Annotated in this window: 13 protein-coding genes; 12 read left to right on the top strand and 1 reads right to left on the bottom strand. The window is 34.0% G+C overall.

Annotated features, from left to right (window positions below):
* Positions 1-10 precede the first annotated feature (10 nt).
* The 10 genes from PMOB_RS06925 to PMOB_RS06880 all read left to right on the top strand — a co-directional run bounded on the left by PMOB_RS06925 (position 11) and on the right by PMOB_RS06880 (position 13,873).
* Positions 11-691: a uracil-DNA glycosylase gene (locus PMOB_RS06925; RefSeq protein ID WP_012209154.1), complete on the top strand. Its 681-nt coding sequence runs from the start codon at positions 11-13 to the stop codon at positions 689-691.
* Positions 688-4,212 carry a chromosome segregation protein SMC gene (smc, locus tag PMOB_RS06920; protein WP_012209153.1) on the top strand — a complete coding sequence of 1,175 codons (3,525 nt, stop codon included), beginning with the start codon at positions 688-690 and terminating at the stop codon, positions 4,210-4,212. The genes PMOB_RS06925 and smc overlap by 4 nt, the downstream gene beginning before the upstream one ends.
* On the top strand, positions 4,209-4,820 hold the full coding sequence (locus tag PMOB_RS10275) for a methylated-DNA--[protein]-cysteine S-methyltransferase (protein ID WP_012209152.1): 612 nt from the start codon (positions 4,209-4,211) through the stop codon (positions 4,818-4,820). Before smc ends, PMOB_RS10275 begins: the two co-directional genes overlap by 4 nt.
* Entirely contained in the window at positions 4,801-6,111 is a 1,311-nt protein-coding gene (locus PMOB_RS06910) for a nicotinate phosphoribosyltransferase (RefSeq protein WP_012209151.1), read from the top strand. Before PMOB_RS10275 ends, PMOB_RS06910 begins: the two co-directional genes overlap by 20 nt.
* Positions 6,112-6,123: 12 nt before the next feature.
* Positions 6,124-6,747: a hypothetical protein gene (locus PMOB_RS06905; RefSeq protein WP_012209150.1), complete on the top strand. Its 624-nt coding sequence runs from the start codon at positions 6,124-6,126 to the stop codon at positions 6,745-6,747.
* A gap of 15 nt (positions 6,748-6,762) precedes the next feature.
* Positions 6,763-7,704, top strand: coding sequence for an enolase C-terminal domain-like protein (locus tag PMOB_RS06900; RefSeq protein ID WP_012209149.1), 942 nt, complete (start codon positions 6,763-6,765; stop codon positions 7,702-7,704).
* A gap of 132 nt (positions 7,705-7,836) precedes the next feature.
* Positions 7,837-9,207, top strand: coding sequence for an ATP-binding protein (locus PMOB_RS06895; protein ID WP_012209148.1), 1,371 nt, complete (start codon positions 7,837-7,839; stop codon positions 9,205-9,207).
* 426 nt (positions 9,208-9,633) lie between these two features.
* A complete protein-coding gene (locus PMOB_RS06890; protein WP_012209147.1) occupies positions 9,634-10,131 on the top strand; it encodes a MarR family winged helix-turn-helix transcriptional regulator in 498 nt (165 codons plus the stop codon).
* Positions 10,128-11,861, top strand: coding sequence for an ABC transporter ATP-binding protein (locus PMOB_RS06885; protein WP_012209146.1), 1,734 nt, complete (start codon positions 10,128-10,130; stop codon positions 11,859-11,861). The genes PMOB_RS06890 and PMOB_RS06885 overlap by 4 nt, the downstream gene beginning before the upstream one ends.
* Entirely contained in the window at positions 11,858-13,873 is a 2,016-nt protein-coding gene (locus tag PMOB_RS06880) for an ABC transporter ATP-binding protein (protein ID WP_012209145.1), read from the top strand. The genes PMOB_RS06885 and PMOB_RS06880 overlap by 4 nt, the downstream gene beginning before the upstream one ends.
* Positions 13,874-13,965: 92 nt before the next feature.
* On the opposite strand, the gene PMOB_RS06875 is transcribed toward PMOB_RS06880, so the two are convergent.
* The gene (locus tag PMOB_RS06875) at positions 13,966-15,690 is read right to left on the bottom strand and encodes a hypothetical protein (protein ID WP_012209144.1); all 1,725 of its coding nucleotides are present in this window, start codon (positions 15,688-15,690) and stop codon (positions 13,966-13,968) included.
* 368 nt (positions 15,691-16,058) lie between these two features.
* Between PMOB_RS06875 and PMOB_RS10670 the strand changes: the two genes are divergently transcribed.
* Both PMOB_RS10670 and PMOB_RS10665 read left to right on the top strand, forming a co-directional pair.
* Positions 16,059-16,202 (top strand): hypothetical protein, encoded by a 144-nt coding sequence (locus tag PMOB_RS10670; protein WP_155811084.1) that lies wholly within the window; start codon positions 16,059-16,061, stop codon positions 16,200-16,202.
* A 106-nt stretch (positions 16,203-16,308) separates the two neighbouring features.
* Positions 16,309-16,470 (top strand): hypothetical protein, encoded by a 162-nt coding sequence (locus tag PMOB_RS10665; RefSeq protein WP_155811083.1) that lies wholly within the window; start codon positions 16,309-16,311, stop codon positions 16,468-16,470.
* The last annotated feature ends 98 nt before the right edge of the window (positions 16,471-16,568 follow it).

Below are 16,568 nucleotides of genomic sequence, written 5' to 3'. Positions count from 1 at the left end.
AGGAATATTAATGTTCCTATACGGCAACGAGGAAAAACAAAAGAATATCGAAATGATCGCCAAAAGGATAGAGGTATGTGAAAAGTGTCCCTTGAATCTTACAAGAACTAATACTGTGCCAGGTTCCGGAAACGTTGATTCACCAATAATGTTTGTAGGTGAAGGTCCTGGTGCAGATGAAGACGCTTTGGGAGAGCCTTTCGTTGGAAGAGCGGGACAACTTTTAGAAAAGATGCTCAAAGAGTATGCAAAATTGGAAAGAAACGATGTCTTCATCACAAACATAGTTAAATGTCGTCCTCCTCAAAATAGGGTTCCCACACAAGAAGAGGTTAAAAGTTGTCAATCCTATCTTGATGGGCAAATAATTGTTATCAAACCAAAAATAATCGTAACCCTTGGCAATACACCGCTGTATTATTTTACGGGTGAATCTAAGATAACTCAATCGCGTGGACGTTTCTTCAACTGGTATGGAGACATTAAAATCTTTCCAACTTTTCATCCAAGTTACCTCTTAAGAAACCAAAGTTCTACTAAAGGATCTCCAAAATGGTACGCATACCTGGATATGAGGATAATCGGGATCATGTACAGAGCATTAAAACAAGGTAAGGATGTTGAAGAGGTTACTAAAACGGTTGAAGAGAAGATCAAAAGCCTCGAAAATGCTGGAGGGAGTCAAACTTGAAACTCTTATCCCTAGAGATAGAGGGTTTTAAAAGTTTTGGCAGAAGAACATATTTTAATTTAGATAAAAATATTATCGCGATAATCGGTCCAAACGGATCGGGGAAATCAAACATTGTAGACGCGATTAGATGGTTATTAGGAGAGCAATCTCAAAAACAGATGAGAATATCAGAAAAAAACGATGTATTGCACATAGGAAGCAATGGAAGTGACTCTTCCAACTATGCAAAAGTTTCGCTAGTAGTACAAAACGACAACAATGAAAAAATTAAAATCTCAAAAATATTGGAGAAAGACGAATCCAACAAGTACTATGTAAACAACAAAGTCGCCACACTTAAAGAAGTGCAAAATGTATTCAACAAAGGAACCGGGAAAAGCTTTTACTCGATTATTGGACAAGGCCAAATTGGTGAAATAGTTAACTCCTCGCCTGAAAATATTAGAGATATCGTGTTGGATGCTTCAAACATAGCCACGTACTTAGAAAAAAAAGAAATATCGATCAATCTATTGAATAAGACAACTGAAAATTTAGACAGAATCAACGATTTACTATTCGTTGTAGATAAAAGATTAAAATCTTTATCCATTAGGGCTGGTAGGGCAAAAAAATACCTTGAATATCGTAATGAAATCAAAAGAATAGGAAAGATGTACTTTGGTGCTTCTAAAATATCTTTCCTAAAAAAGATAGAAACATATCAAAAGGAGATACAAGAAAATTCTCAAAGAATGAAATCTCTGCTATCAGAGCTTTTTGAAGTAGAAAGAAGCTATAGAAATTTAAAAAGCGAAATAGAAGATACTGACAAACAACTATCCATCAACGGAGACATGGTAGAAAACTACAGGCAAAGGGTTCAAACGATAGAAAATGAAAAAAACCATTTAACAGAAGAACTGAATGAGAACAACTCTTCAATAATAAGCAAAGAGTGGGAATTAAACTCTTTAGAAGAAAAAATGAACAAGCTTGAACAACAGTTAAAAGAACTCTCTAAAAACGAAAGAGATTTTAGAGAAATAGAAGAAAAAACCCAAAACAAAACAAACCTTATAAACGAAAAAAAGAATAGTATTATACAGGAAATAGAAAAACAAGAAGAATCGCTCAAAACCTTAGAATCCGAATTATCAAAGGCATCTCAAGAAAAAGAAAGGAAAGAAACAGAACTAAAAAACCTCCAAACAACATACAGCAGTAACCAAGAAAGAATTAACTTACTAAAAGATCAAATAAATACCTTGAAAACAAAATTAGAAAACAATTTACAAAAAATGAAAGAAATAGAAGAACTACTCTCTCATACAAAAGGCACTGAAATTCAATTAGAACAAAGATTAAAAAAGAAATTCGACGAGTTAAAACACACGGAAAACTCTTACAATACCCTTTTATCAGAAATTGACTCTCTTCAACAAAATGAAAAGAATCTGTTTTACACATATCAATCTTTAACCAGGCAGATCAACGAATACGAAGGATTCTCAACAACGATAAAAGAATTTTTCAAAGTCTTTAAAGATGACGATAACGTAGTGGATGTCGTTGCCAATTTAATTAACACAGAAGAAAAATATGAAGAAGCGGTCTCGACAATAGCCAGTTCAAGAATACAAAACATAGTAATAAAAAATTCGTCAAAGGCAAAAGAGTATTTGGATCTTGTGAAAAAAGGCAATAATGGAAAAATCACCCTTCTTCCACTTGATCTATTAAGGACTGAAGTACGATTACCAAAAAACTTCTTAAAAGAACCCGGCACCATAGACTTTGTAATCAATTTAGTAAACTACACTCAAGAATATCGAAAGGTTATGGAGTACGTTTTCTCTAACTCACTGTTAGTCGATAATATCGAAACAGCTATAAAAATATCGAAAATGAAGTATCCTGGAAATATTGTCACTCTCAGCGGCGAGTTAGTCTACTCTTCTGGTGCCATAACCGGAGGAAAATCTAAATACGATCATTCTTCTACGGTTCTTAAAAGAAAAAGAGAGATCTCTGAAATAGAAGAAGATCTTAACAAAATCAGAAACGACCTTGCAAACAAACAAACCCTATACAACAAAGTAAAAGAAAAACTTAATCTTCAAAAAGAAGAATTAGAATCAACAAAAGACGAGTTAAGGCAAGCAACAGTAACAAAAAACGCACATGACCTTGACTACAAAAAAATAAAGGAAGAAATTAAAAATCTGCAAGAAAGTATAACTTTCTACAACGAAAGATTAGCAAACTATGAAGAAAAAACCAAAACCCTTGATCAAGAGATACAATCATTAAAAATGGAAATCGAAAATAACCATCAAAATACTACTCAAACGACTAAGAAAATGCAACAAATCGAAGAAACCATCAAAGAAAAAAGAACTTTACTCAATCAAATAGAAAAAGAGCTTATAGGCCAAGAAATGGAGTTAAAGAGCATAAAAGAAAAGTACGAATACTACAAAAATCAAAAGTCAGCAATTGAAAATGAATTAAAAGAAATAAAAATTAAACAGCAAAAAACTAAAGAATCCTTTGATAGCTTAAAAGAAAAGAACGATAAAATAAACCAAGCCATAAACGAACTCAATAAAGAAAAAGACTCTCTCAACAACGAAATTTCAAAATTATTTGAACTGATGAAACAAAGTAGGACAGGCAAATACGACAAGGCCAAAGACTTGGAAAATTATGAAAATCGTATAGACAAGTTAAAAACTGAAATAAATACAATAAAACAAAAAAATCAAGAGATTGAATTTGAAATAAAAGAAGCCAACCACAACATACAATTCCTAAACGAAAAAGCCCAAAACTTAGAAATTAACGAAGAAGAGTTCGAGCTAAAAGAATTGCCCGAGAAAGACATCCAGGCACTTGGGAACAAACAAAAAGAATTGGAAAGTTCATTAAAAAAGCTAGGTTCGGTTGATTTAACTGTTTTAGACGAATACGAAGAAGTAGAAAAAGAATACCAAGAAAATCTAAAAAACAAAGAAGACATAATGAAATCCATAAATTCTCTTAAACAAAGTATAAAAAATCTAGACGAAGAAGCTCAACGACAATTCAACACATTTTTTAACAATCTGAACAAAGAATTCTCATTCTTCATCTCAAAACTTTTTCCAAATGGATACGGTGAACTCAGGTTAATTGGTGAGGGCAAAGAGTTTGAAAAAGGGATCCAAATATCTGTAAAAAAATCTGGGATGAACTTTCAAAAGCTCTCTCTCTTTTCAGGAGGAGAAAAAGCTCTCATAGCTATAGCTTTTCTCTTCTCACTCATGAATCTAAACCCGAGTCCTTTTTATATACTAGATGAAATCGATGCCCCTTTGGATGACCTAAACGCTGCCAAAATATCAGACTTAATATTAGAGAACTCTAAAAAGTCTCAATTTTTGATAATAACCCACAATAAAATAGTGATGGAAATTGCCGAGCTTTTTTACGGAATAACCATGAGGGAAGGAACTACGTACATAGTTCCCGTTGATTTCAAGGAGTTGGAAAGATGAAAGCCGTAATAGGAACTCCTATCGGTAGTGTGATAATCTATGTCAAAAATGACAAGATAACTAAGATAAGGCTAACCTTTCAAAAAGAAGGGTGGGCTGCAAGACAAAAGAATAAAGATTTTCCTTCCTTAGACGGGTCGGCTGCAAGACAAAAGAATAAAGATTTTCCTTCCTTAGACGGGTGGGCTGCGGGGCGAAGGGGCGTTAATAAAAATGAGAATTATTACAACTCGAAAACAAAGAAACATTTTGATATAATATATGCATATCTATATGGAGATCTCCAAAAAATCCCAAAAGAAATATTCGACTTCCCCGGTGAAACAGCTTTTGTAAAAAGGGTTTACGAAACTCTGTATAACACAAAAAAGGGAAGTGTAATTACCTACAAAGAATTGGCATCAAAGGCTGGAAATCCAAAAGCGTACAGAACTGTAGGAAATTTGATGAAGAAAAACCCTTTACCCATAATTATCCCGTGCCACAGGGTAATAAAAAGCGATGGTAGTATAGGAAAATTCACTCCAACTATCAAGTGGAAAAAATATCTACTCGATTTAGAAAAAAATTTATCAGAAGGTGGAAAAAATGGATTTAAACGATACTAATAAAAGATTACATCCAAAACTCTTTAAAGTACCCATCGACAAAATAAGAATGGGCTATTACACCGACAAATATTTCACAAGGTATGTAGAAGTCCTAAAAAAAGACAAGAGAAAAGTAAATGTAACCTATCAATTCTTCCCAAGGGCAGACTGTGTAGTAGTTGGACTAGACGAAGCGTTAGCTCTTTTAACTTACGGAACAGGTTACTACAAAGATGAAGAAAAGGCAAAAGAGATCTTTGATGAAATTTTAACCATAGAAAGAGCAATACAAGACGCCTCTACACGAATGGACAAAGAAGAACTTCTAAATTGCACAAATAAAAAATGGGACCTAAGAATGTTATTAAACAGTTTATGGGTAGATAAATGGGACGAAATAGAAGTATTAGCTTTAAACGATGGAGACGAAGCGAAGAGTATGGAACCTGTTTTCGTAATCGAGGGTAATCCTGTTTATTTTGGGTATTTGGAAACGCTTCTTTTAGGGGTAATGGCAAGGGCTTCTAGTACGGCTACCGCTGTAAAGAAAGTTGTCAATGCTGCCAAAGGAAAACCGATTTTATTTTTCAGTGCAAGATTCGACCATTTTTGGGTTCAAACAACCGACGGTTATGCAGCTTTGAAAGCTGGAGCCTTTGGGGTATCTACCGATGCAAACGCTGATTATTGGGGGGTTGAATCTCTAGGAACAATACCTCATGCCTTAATTGCCGCTTACAATGGTAACACCTCAGACGCAGCTATAGCTTTCAACAAATACGTAGATGGTCACGTAAATAGAATGGTGTTAGTAGACTGGGACAACGACGTTATCGGAACGACCATCAAAGTAGCAAAAGACTTTTACGAACACATATACGGTGAAAAACCCAATATTGACAGGGGAGACTTGTCTAAGATAATTGGTGAAGGAAAAGACAAAATTTGGGCAGTTAGATTCGACACATCCGGATCCTTAAGGGACAAATCCGTTATTCCAAAAGACAAATCATCTTTAGGAGTTAACCCGGAGATGGTCTGGCGGGCGAGGAGAAAATTCGATGAACTAGGAATGAACAATTTAAAAATAATGGTCTCAGGGGGATTCAACCAAGAAAAAATTGATTTATTTGAAACCCTTGAAGTTCCCGTAGATCTCTACGGTGTTGGATCATCGTTACTGAAACAAAAAGTTGACTTCACAGCCGATATAGTAGAAGTCGATGGTAGGCCTTGTGCGAAAGTAGGAAGAAAAAAAGGAGACTTCTCAAGATTAAAAGTCGTCGAAAAAAATTATTGGGAATACTAATGGAGGTATACTATGTTTTCAATGACACTCTTTCTAAGTCATTTTGTATCTGATTTTGCCTTTACCAACGTTTATTCTGATAAATTCTTGGATAAATCCAGTTATTATAAACATCTAATCTGGGTCTTATTGGTCTTTTTGGCTTTCAATTTTGATATGTTAACAGGATGGATGCTTTTAATAGTTTCACTTTCTGTCCTTCTTCACATAGGTATAGACTTATTAAGAATAAAAAACAAAAACACCAACATTTACTTCGAAATCATATTTTTAGGGGCTTTTTTTCTTTGGTCATACCTATTCAGAAACTTTTTTCAAGATTCCTTCTTATCCAATGTTTTTCAATTCTATATTGTAGGAATGATCGTAACAACAAGTTTTGGAAGCTTCTTATTCAGAACTTTCAACCTATTCGAAAAAGAAAGAAAAGACACAATCGGCGCATCGGAAAGGTTAGCGATATTCATTTTTATGATGGCTCAAAACTACCTATGGTCTATTATAGCACTAGGTGCTGGGTTGGCATACAAACTTATCTTTGTAAAAGAAAAGAATATAAAAGAGCTAATCTTATCGCCAACCTATGCAATATTAGTTTCCTTATTTTGGTTTTTACTCATGGAAAATATATACTAAGAAGGCTGAAAATTCATGAAAGAAAGAAAAAGAGACGTATATTACTGGCAAGAAAGAACAATCTTAAAAAATTTAAATATGGAATGGCAAGAGCATGCGATATTTAAATTCATAGACAAACAAGGAATTCAGGGGGTTGGGGCAGCCACCCCCAATTACTATTTTGGCGAAACATTTAAAACTACTATGGCGATATTGGAATTGATTAGAGACCTATTTGAAATGGAAGATGATATTGAAAATATCCCCAATATCGAAGAAAAATTCAATGAAAAGATAAAAAGAGACAACTCTTCAAAAACCGCTGTTTTTTTAGCCATTTTTGACTACCTAACAAACAAATACAATTACGACCCTATAAACTTACTCTTCCCCACTAAAAAAGGTATCTCACAAGAATCTCTCTTTAGGATTTTTTGGAAAAAAGACACCAATATCTTTGATTTACTTCCTGAAATTCAAAAAGATGAAGAAATTGTAAAGATGGAGTTCTTAGAAAAACCGTTGCTCTCAGAGTTTAAAAAAATATTGAAACTCTTCAAAAATAAAAAACTATGGATCGACCTGAGAGGATTATTCCCCCAACATGAAATCAGACTCATTCTAAAACTTCTAAAAACCTCGGAAATAATGGCTTTAGAGCAGCCAACACCAAAGTATAAAGAAAATACTTTAAGCAACCTAGATATAAACTACCCGATTTTTTGGGATGAATCCATCGAACAACCTGAGGATATTATCAGAGTATCAAATATTGCTTCAGGGGTCGTCTTAGACATCACCAAAGTTGGTGGATTAACCAACTTAAAAAAGCACTATGACTTAGCCAATACCCTCAACTTGGAAACAGTCATCTCCACAAGAATAGAACACCTCATAAACCTAAACTGGTCTAACAAAATAAAAAACGCATTCGATATAATAGATTTGAATATAGATCATTATATTGTGATATAATATACTGACGAGTAATATACTGATCAGTAATATACTCACCAGTATATTACTGATCAGTATATAAAAGTCGTGCGTCATGAACTTTTATGATTGGGCTTGCCCCCTTAACGTATCGGCGAAGGAGCGCTATAAATGAACTTTTATGATAGAGAAAAAGAATTAGAAGCTCTTACCAAAATCCTAAACTCTGAAGAAAAAAGATTCACGGTTTTATACGGAAGAAGAAGAATAGGAAAGACTTCTCTCATTAAAAAAGCCTATGAAAATCGTGAGAATTTTTTATATTTTTTTGTTGAAGTAAAAAGAGAAGAGGCACTGTTAAAAGAACTGAGTAGTCTTTTTTCTAAGGCAATTTACACAAATTGGTACGACCTTTTTACGGATCTTTTTGAAAGATTTGATCACATAATTTTTGATGAATTCCAAAATTTCTTTTTGGTAAATAGCGATATACTTTATTCTTTGCAACATGCTTGGGATGAAACAAAATACAACACAAAGCTTACGGTTTTGGGTTCATACACAGGACTCATCAAAAAAATATTTATGGAAGAAAAAATGCCCTTATTTGGAAGAGTGAATAACTTTATTAATCTCAAAAAGTTCAACTTAAAAAGCGGACTAGAGATGTTATTCGACTTTGGTTACGACACTGAAGAAGCTTTAGAAATCTATAGCCTTGTAGGTGGTGTTCCCAAATATTTGTGGGGCTTTAAAGACAAAGATAATTTAAAAAACAAGATATACGACTTATTCATCGCCGATTTTTCACCTTTCAAAGAAGAGTCTAAAAACATTTTAATTTTAGAATTTGGTTCTGAACATAGATCCTATTTTTCAATATTGGAAGCAATCGGGGGAGGCAATAAAACTCTCAAGGAGATAGAAGACATTTCAAAAATCCCTTCTACTTCCCTTTCAAAATATTTAAACGAACTAGTGAATAATTATGAGATTTTAAAAAAAGAAAACAGCATATTAGACAGAAAAAGAAGAAACGCAAGATATTCTATAAACGATGAATTTTTTGACTTTTACTTTAACCTCTTGGGTAGATACCTTTCAGAAATAGAATTCAATCCTAAAAGCGCATTAGAAAAAATATACCAACAATTGCCCACTCATATTGGCCATCAGTTTGAAAATATCTGCATACAATTTTTAAAAGAAAAACCCAATTATCCTGGTTTTCTCATTAATAATATAGGAAAAAGCTGGGGAAAGGTCCCTTATTCAAAAAACTTATCGTATGATATAGACATAGTAGCATATAACGACGACAACATCCTCTTTGGTGAATGCAAGTGGACTAATAAAAAGATGGGAATAAAAGATTTGGAGACACTGAAACTGAGAAGTAACTATGTAAACTTTGAAAACAAGCAAACAAAATACATCTTCTTTTCCAAATCTGGTTTTACACCAGAGTTACTCAAATTTCAAACTGACGACTTGTTTCTTTTAACTCCTGATAAAATGGTATCTGAATTATTTAAGGATTAATTGATCTTATGATACATTTGTTTAGTATTATAAATTTATCTTCTCGTCAACACTTCTCATAATGTTTTTAGCGCCCTTTCGCCAGGTAACTCACTCAAAAGATTAAGAGATGTATTCAAAAGATATAAACTATTAATCAAAATTTCAAATAAAACCTTGATATTTCAAAAAAAGATAGTATACTAATTATTAGTATGCTAATAGTTAGTGAGTTAATTATTAGCATACTAATAGAAGATTGACGCAGTCTTTGAAACTACAGATCTTTTCCTTAAATGGGTGGGGGCGGGGGAAGGGCGCTAATAAAGACTCTTTTCCTCACGGGTGGGGAGCGGGGTGAAAGGGCGCTAATAAAGACTCTTTTCCTCACGGGTGGGGAGCGGGGTGAAAGGGCGCTAACAATTATGAAATGAGAGGAGAAATGAAATGAAAGACAAAACACTTTGCACAGAAGATTTCCCTTTTGATGAACTTGATCCCTCAACGATCAACGTTGTCCAACAATTCTTTCAAGTAATGAACCTGCAAAGACAGTTAAATTTTAAAATCATGGCAGAAAAAGATGTCTATCCGGGGCAAGGAGTTTGCTTATGGCACATTTCGAAAAATCCTGGAATAAGTCAAATACATCTTGCAAAACTCATGAATGTAGCTCCTCCAACTGTTTCTTTGATTCTCAAAAGGCTGGAGAAAATGGGGCTCATACTCCGCCAATCTGATCCTAACGACATGCGTACTCTTCAGATCCATTTAACTGAAAAAGGAGAAGAAGAAATAAAAAATTTAAAAACATCCTTTTCAAAGATCGTGAGATACAGCTTTGAAGGGTTATCAGATGAAGAACTCAACACATTTAACGAGTTACTAAAAAAAATATCCAACAACCTATCAAAACATTTGCAAAAAGGAGAAGATCAAGGATGAGAACCATACTAAGCAAGTATTTAAAACAGTATTATAAAGAAGTAATTTTGGCATTGGTGTTACTCACCGTCCAAGCTGTCTCAAACTTATACCTACCAAACTTAAATGCAGACATTATCAACAACGGTGTTGCCAAAGGAGACCTCAATTACATCATGCAAGCCGGAGGAAAGATGTTGTTATTTTCCCTATTACTCGTTGGTGCTGCTGTAGGGGCGACATTTTTTGCCTCAAGAATCTCTGCAAAATTTGCCCAGGACTTACGCAGAGATCTTTATTATAAGGTAATGAGTTTCTCTCAAAACGATATAGACAAGTTTGGAACCGCCTCGTTGATAACGAGAAACACGAATGATGTATACCAAATTCAAATGTTGGTATTAATAATGTTAAACGTTATGATTCTTGCACCCATAATGGCAATAGGTGGTGCTATTATGGCTATACGTCAAGACGTTGTCCTTTCTACTTCGCTTTTAGTGATAATACCACTGATGGGAATTGTTGTATTCTTTCTAATGCGTAAGGCAATTCCACTATTTAGAAGCATGCAAGTAAAGCTTGATAACGTCAACCGTGTTCTACGTGAAAAATTAATGGGTGTACGTGTTATCAGGGCTTTTGTGAAAGAGAAAAGTGAAGAAAAAAGATTCGATAATGTTAATGACGACTTAACTCAAACCGCTATAAAAGTAAACAGATTATTAGCATTAGGTATGCCTCTTCTAATGCTTATTATGAACCTTTCAACCGTAAGTATTCTCTGGTTCGGTTCGATGCGAATAGACAGTGGAGCAATGCCAATAGGCAACTTGACAGCCTTCTTAACCTATATCATGGAAATACTCATATCAATAATGATGGCAATGATGATGTTTGTCATGTGGCCTCGTGCAGAAGCATCTGCCGATCGTATCAAAGAGGTATTAGAAACAGAGCCTACAATTACTGAATCAGACAATCCAGTTATTTTGAAAAGTAAAAAAGGCACTGTATCCTTCAAAAATGTAACGTTTAGGTACGAAGAGGCTGAGAGACCTGTATTAAGAAATATTTCTTTTGAGGCTAAACCAGGCAAAACTACCGCAATTGTAGGTAGTACCGGAAGCGGTAAAAGCACTCTTATAAACTTGATCCCACGCTTTTACGAAGTCACCGATGGGAAAATAGAAATCGACGGTGTAGATATTAGAGAACTGTCGATGGAAGATCTTAGAGACTCCTTAGGTTTTGTACCTCAAAAAGCTTATCTATTCAGTGGAACGATAGCTTCCAACTTAGCATATGGTAAGAAAGATGCAACAGAAGAAGAAATGTGGCATGCCTTAGAAATAGCCCAAGCGAAAGATTTTGTAGAAGAATTACCTGATAAACTACAAGCTCCTGTTGATCAAGGAGGAACGAACTTCTCCGGGGGTCAAAGGCAACGTTTATCAATTGCAAGGGCAATCGTCAAAAAGCCTAAGATCTATATATTCGACGATAGCTTCTCAGCTTTGGATAACCGAACCGATGCGAACCTTCGTGAAGCTTTAAAAGAAGAAACTAAAAATGCCACAGTTATAATAGTAGCTCAAAGGGTAAGTACTATACTTAATGCAGATTTAATAATCGTTCTAAACGATGATGGAACGATAGCAGGACAAGGAAAACATTCAGAACTTATGCGATCATGTGAAGTATATAGAGAGCTTGTAAAATCCCAGTTACCAGAGGAGGAAACAGCATGAGTCCCAATAACACAAAAACTTCTACAAGTTCAACTAACCAACCCAGGGGAATGGGAATGGGCAGACGAGGAGCAACCCCTGGGGAAAAACCAAAAAATTTCTGGGGTTCCTTAAAAAGATTACTTGGATATTTAAAACCTCAATTAGTACCTATTTTATTCGTTGTTTCTTTTGCCGTTTTGGCTACCGTTTTTATGATAACAGCCCCTAAGATAATAGGTAACGCCACCAATGTGTTATTCGAAGGTATAATAAGTAAAAATATGCCAGAAAATATGACAAAAGAACAAGCTATACAAATGCTTAAGCTCTCAGGGAACGATCAAATTGCGGAAATGATTGGACCAATGAATATAGTCCCAGGTCAGGGAGTCGATTACAACAAACTCGTACAAATCTTATTAACCCTATTAGTAATTTACGGTTTATCAGCCCTGTTCAATTGGCTACAGCAATATATGATGGCTGGTGTCTCTCAAAAATCCATCTATAGTCTCAGAAAAGAAGTTGATAACAAATTAGCAAAACTTCCACTTAAATATTTTGATAGTCATTCCCACGGTGATATTCTCAGTAGAGTGACCAACGATATTGATAATATAGGAAGGACGCTTCAACAAACGTTAATACAGATCATAACAGCTACTGTTACTATAATCGGTGTAATCGTTATGATGTTAACGATAAGTCCCTTGCTCACATTGATAGCGTTGACGTTGATTCCTTTATCTCTAATTGTCACAATGTTCATCGTAAAAAAATCTCAGAAACAGTTTGAAACACAGTGGGACAGCACGGGAAAACTCAACGGTCATGTAGAAGAAACATATTCAGGTCATAACATTGTAAAAGTTTTTAACAAACAAAAAGAAGCTAAAGAAACATTCGACAACGAAAATGCCAGATTATACCAAGCAAGTTTCAAATCTCAATTCATATCAGGCATAATAAGACCTGCAATAGCCTTTCTAAACAATCTTAACTATGTAGCCGTTAGTGTTATCGGCGGACTTAGAGTAGCAAACGGTCTAATGACACTTGGAGATGTCCAGGCGTTCATCCAATATTCAAGAATGTTCACCCAACCAATAGTTCAAACAGCTAATATTATAAATATTTTGCAATCTACTATCGCTTCTGCTGAAAGAGTATTCGAATTCCTTGATGAAGAGGACGAGGTTCCTGATCCAATCGATCCTGTAGAATTACCTGAAGTAGAAGGAAGAATAGCGTTCGAAAACGTATCTTTCAGTTATGATCCGAAAAACCCTTTGATAGAAGGCTTAAACTTAGTTGTTCATCCTGGAGAAAATGTAGCGATAGTTGGACCAACAGGTGCAGGAAAAACAACACTTGTAAACCTTTTAATGAGATTCTATGATGTCACAGATGGAAGAATCACCTTGGACGGTGTTGACATTAGGCAAATGAGAAGATCAGACCTCAGAAAAAACTTTGGTATGGTGCTTCAAGACACTTGGCTTTTTGGAGGCACGATTAAAGAAAATATCGCATACGGCAAAGAAGATGCCTCTGATGAAGAGATCATCGAAGCTGCTAAAGCAGCGTATGTGGATCATTTTGTTAGAACATTACCCCATGGTTACGACACAATAATAGATGAAGAAGCCTCAAACCTATCACAAGGTCAAAGACAATTGATAACCATTGCAAGGGCTTTCCTTGCAGACCCTAAAATTTTGATTTTGGATGAGGCAACGAGCTCTGTTGACACACGTACGGAAACATTAATACAACAAGCTATGGAAAAATTGATGAGAGGACGTACAAGCTTTATCATTGCTCATAGATTATCTACAATCAGGAATGCCGACACAATCTTAGTAATGGATCACGGTTCCATTGTAGAAACTGGAAATCACGAAGAACTAATGAAAAATGAAGGCTTTTACTACAATCTCTATATGAGTCAATTTTTAGGAATTGATTTAAAAAAACCAAGTAAAGAACCAAAAACATCACAAGAAAATATAGCATCTATCGAAAATTAAGACTTTCTCTCCCCAACTAAGTTGGGATGGAGAATGGATGAAAATAATAAAACAATTTCTGAAAAGGCGCCCAAAAAAGGGCGTTTTTTTAATTAAAAATTGCCAATAATTTCCACAAACTCTTCTCTATCTTCACCTTCAAAAACATAAAAAGAAAGAGCCAAAGGTTTTCTTTTCAACGTATATTTTTTCACGAATGGATTAATCTCTTCTGGCACTTTCGGTGTGAATTCTTTGGGGATATCCTTTAAATCATAGTACCTACCGTAATTCATTATGAACTTTTCTATCGTCTTTTTTTGTGTTGTATCAAGACCAATGTAATTTTCTATGAACTCTTTTAAATTCTTTTTATTTAAGTCTTTCATAAACCTTTTTACAACTTCTTTCCTTCCCAAATAAAAAGGATGTTCGTTGAAGGTTATATTTTTGTTTGTGTAGATTCTTTGTTTTTGAACGTTTGTTAGTAAAGAATTAAACTCTATCTTTGGATTTCTTTCAAAGATAGAGTTTATTAACTCTTTCGTGTAGTAATCACATCTTTCTTCAATTAAACTGTCATCTTCTATCTCTTTAATTACCTTTTTTAGATCAATCTCTCCTTTGTAGTAATGAATGAGGTAAGAGGTAAAGAATTCTGATATTTGTCTTCCTTTCGGAAGGTTTTTAAACTTTTCAAGGTTTATCTCAAACTTCTTATCTATATCCTTCTTTTTCAATTCTTTGATTATACATATAGGTGTGGATGTATCGATTTCAAACTCAAGAGCATCTATTATGTTTCTCAAGATACTTGGTTGAATGTACTGTGTCTCTTCAAATAAAAACTCTTTTAATGTTCTTTCAGAAATGTTTATTGAATCTATGGATATCTTTTCTTTTCCTATCTCTTTCCTTATGAAAGTCCTCAAGGTTTTTGTGTTTAAGTAATTTCTATTTCTATTTCTAATATTCAAAACAAAACATCTGACATCGTGAATGGTATATTCAAACTCATTCCAGATTATTTTTTTCTTATCACCACTCAACGACGAAACTAAACGTGAAAAAATGAAGGCGGTCTCATAAACCAAAGGATCTTTATTATTCTTCTGTACTTGAAATATAGTATCAAGTGAATTGAAAACATTAAAGTTATTATCATGAAAATAGTAACCAAGATAGAATCCTAATGGAAAAGAAAAAGCTAAAGCTTTTTCTTTGTTTGTATCTTTCAACCACCAAGATATATTATTTAAAGCTTGTACCATACCAGAAGGATGTGGAATGGTTTTTAAAATCTTAAATGCTTCGATGTTTAAAGAAACTGCTTCATCGTATCTTTCTTCGTTCTTTTTCTCTCTTGCTTTCGATAGTAATATGAAGCCTTTGGTGGCAGGAGTATTTTCATAACTTTCACTCCAATATCTTATCTTTTCCATATTTTCATCGGATTCATAATACAATTCATGTAGATTTTTTAGAGTTTCTACAACAAGTCTTCTGAGATAAACAGGTATATTATCAAAATTATCCTTTAGTTCCTCGAATACTTTTTTAACGTCCTCTTTCTGTTTAATTCTATTCAATATATAAATTTTTTGATCCAAAAAAAGATAATATAAACCACCTTTCTTCAACCCCTGTAACTCTCCATCTATTATCTCAAGGGCTTCATCGTATTTAACATCCCATTTTAATTTCAAAACGTTTATGTAATTGACGATGCTTTTATTTTTATCTGGTCTATCACTTTCTAAGTAATGAATAACATAATTTAAAATTGGTCTTATGAACTGCCCTTTACTCACAATTTCAATTAAAGATCGAAGATTCATTCTAAGAACCTCCCTGTCCTCATGAAATATTTACACAGCGTTATAATAATAGAATATTCGTTTACTTCTATTCAACATAGAAATTTTCTAAAAATAGATCGAAACCATTCAAACATAATTGTACCACGATACAGATAAAAAAAGAAAAAGAAAATATAAGTAATTTAAAGATAACAAAAATTATCGAGTTTGATTGTAACATAAGTATTTTTTTGACTGATCTCTGTAATACTTTATCAATAAATATTTGAAGTCGATTAAAAAAACAGTTGAAAATCATATGGAAAAGGGTATGATTAAAATGAGGGATTGAATTATTTGGGATATTAGTTTTAAATTAAAAGAATAATTCAAGGGGGTGAAAGAGGATGAAGAAATTTTTTGTTGCTTTGTTGATCACTGTTCTGGTGTTAGGGGGTATCTTTGTTTTTGGAGGAGATAATGATGGAGTAAATGAGACAAATGGTATAGAACCTCCAGAGATTGTAAATGTAGTGGAAGAAGTAGAGTAAATGCTTGTTTAGGTCAGTTACTCTAGACAAAAAACAACGCTTGAAAAAGCTTAGAAGATTTAAGAAAGTATCTAGATAAGTTTTTGAAGGAAAAGATTGTGAGGTTATGAATTATTTGCCGGCAAGAAGTAACCCTGCAGGGAAAGTAGAAAAAAGTAAAAATGAAAGGAGGTGGATAATAATGATAAAATTAAACACTACGAGCAGAGACGTCCCCGCTTGTGGATGTTTAATTGGTTCTTGTGGTAATCAACCTGCTCCTAAATAAAGCGGATTAGCAAATAAGATGGTAAGTAAGATCAAGGATTCCTTAAAAAAGGAATCCTTGATACATGATATAAGTTTAATTAATTAAAATCAAACTCG

The sequence above is a fragment of the Petrotoga mobilis SJ95 genome (assembly GCF_000018605.1).
In the GTDB taxonomy this organism is placed as follows: domain Bacteria; phylum Thermotogota; class Thermotogae; order Petrotogales; family Petrotogaceae; genus Petrotoga; species Petrotoga mobilis.
The sequence above is the reverse complement of the archived record's forward strand: the minus strand, read 5'-3'. Positions and strand labels throughout refer to the sequence as shown.

Coding starts and splice junctions, on each gene's coding strand:
- PMOB_RS06910 (WP_012209151.1), top strand. CDS start 4,801: ATGGATTTAAACGATACTAATAAAAGATTACATCCAAAACTCTTTAAA.
- PMOB_RS06905 (WP_012209150.1), top strand. CDS start 6,124: ATGTTTTCAATGACACTCTTTCTAAGTCATTTTGTATCTGATTTTGCC.
- PMOB_RS06895 (WP_012209148.1), top strand. CDS start 7,837: ATGAACTTTTATGATAGAGAAAAAGAATTAGAAGCTCTTACCAAAATC.
- PMOB_RS06890 (WP_012209147.1), top strand. CDS start 9,634: ATGAAAGACAAAACACTTTGCACAGAAGATTTCCCTTTTGATGAACTT.
- PMOB_RS06885 (WP_012209146.1), top strand. CDS start 10,128: ATGAGAACCATACTAAGCAAGTATTTAAAACAGTATTATAAAGAAGTA.
- PMOB_RS06900 (WP_012209149.1), top strand. CDS start 6,763: ATGAAAGAAAGAAAAAGAGACGTATATTACTGGCAAGAAAGAACAATC.
- PMOB_RS06875 (WP_012209144.1), bottom strand. CDS start 15,690: ATGAATCTTCGATCTTTAATTGAAATTGTGAGTAAAGGGCAGTTCATA.
- PMOB_RS10665 (WP_155811083.1), top strand. CDS start 16,309: ATGAATTATTTGCCGGCAAGAAGTAACCCTGCAGGGAAAGTAGAAAAA.
- PMOB_RS10275 (WP_012209152.1), top strand. CDS start 4,209: ATGAAAGCCGTAATAGGAACTCCTATCGGTAGTGTGATAATCTATGTC.
- PMOB_RS10670 (WP_155811084.1), top strand. CDS start 16,059: ATGAAGAAATTTTTTGTTGCTTTGTTGATCACTGTTCTGGTGTTAGGG.
- PMOB_RS06880 (WP_012209145.1), top strand. CDS start 11,858: ATGAGTCCCAATAACACAAAAACTTCTACAAGTTCAACTAACCAACCC.
- PMOB_RS06925 (WP_012209154.1), top strand. CDS start 11: ATGTTCCTATACGGCAACGAGGAAAAACAAAAGAATATCGAAATGATC.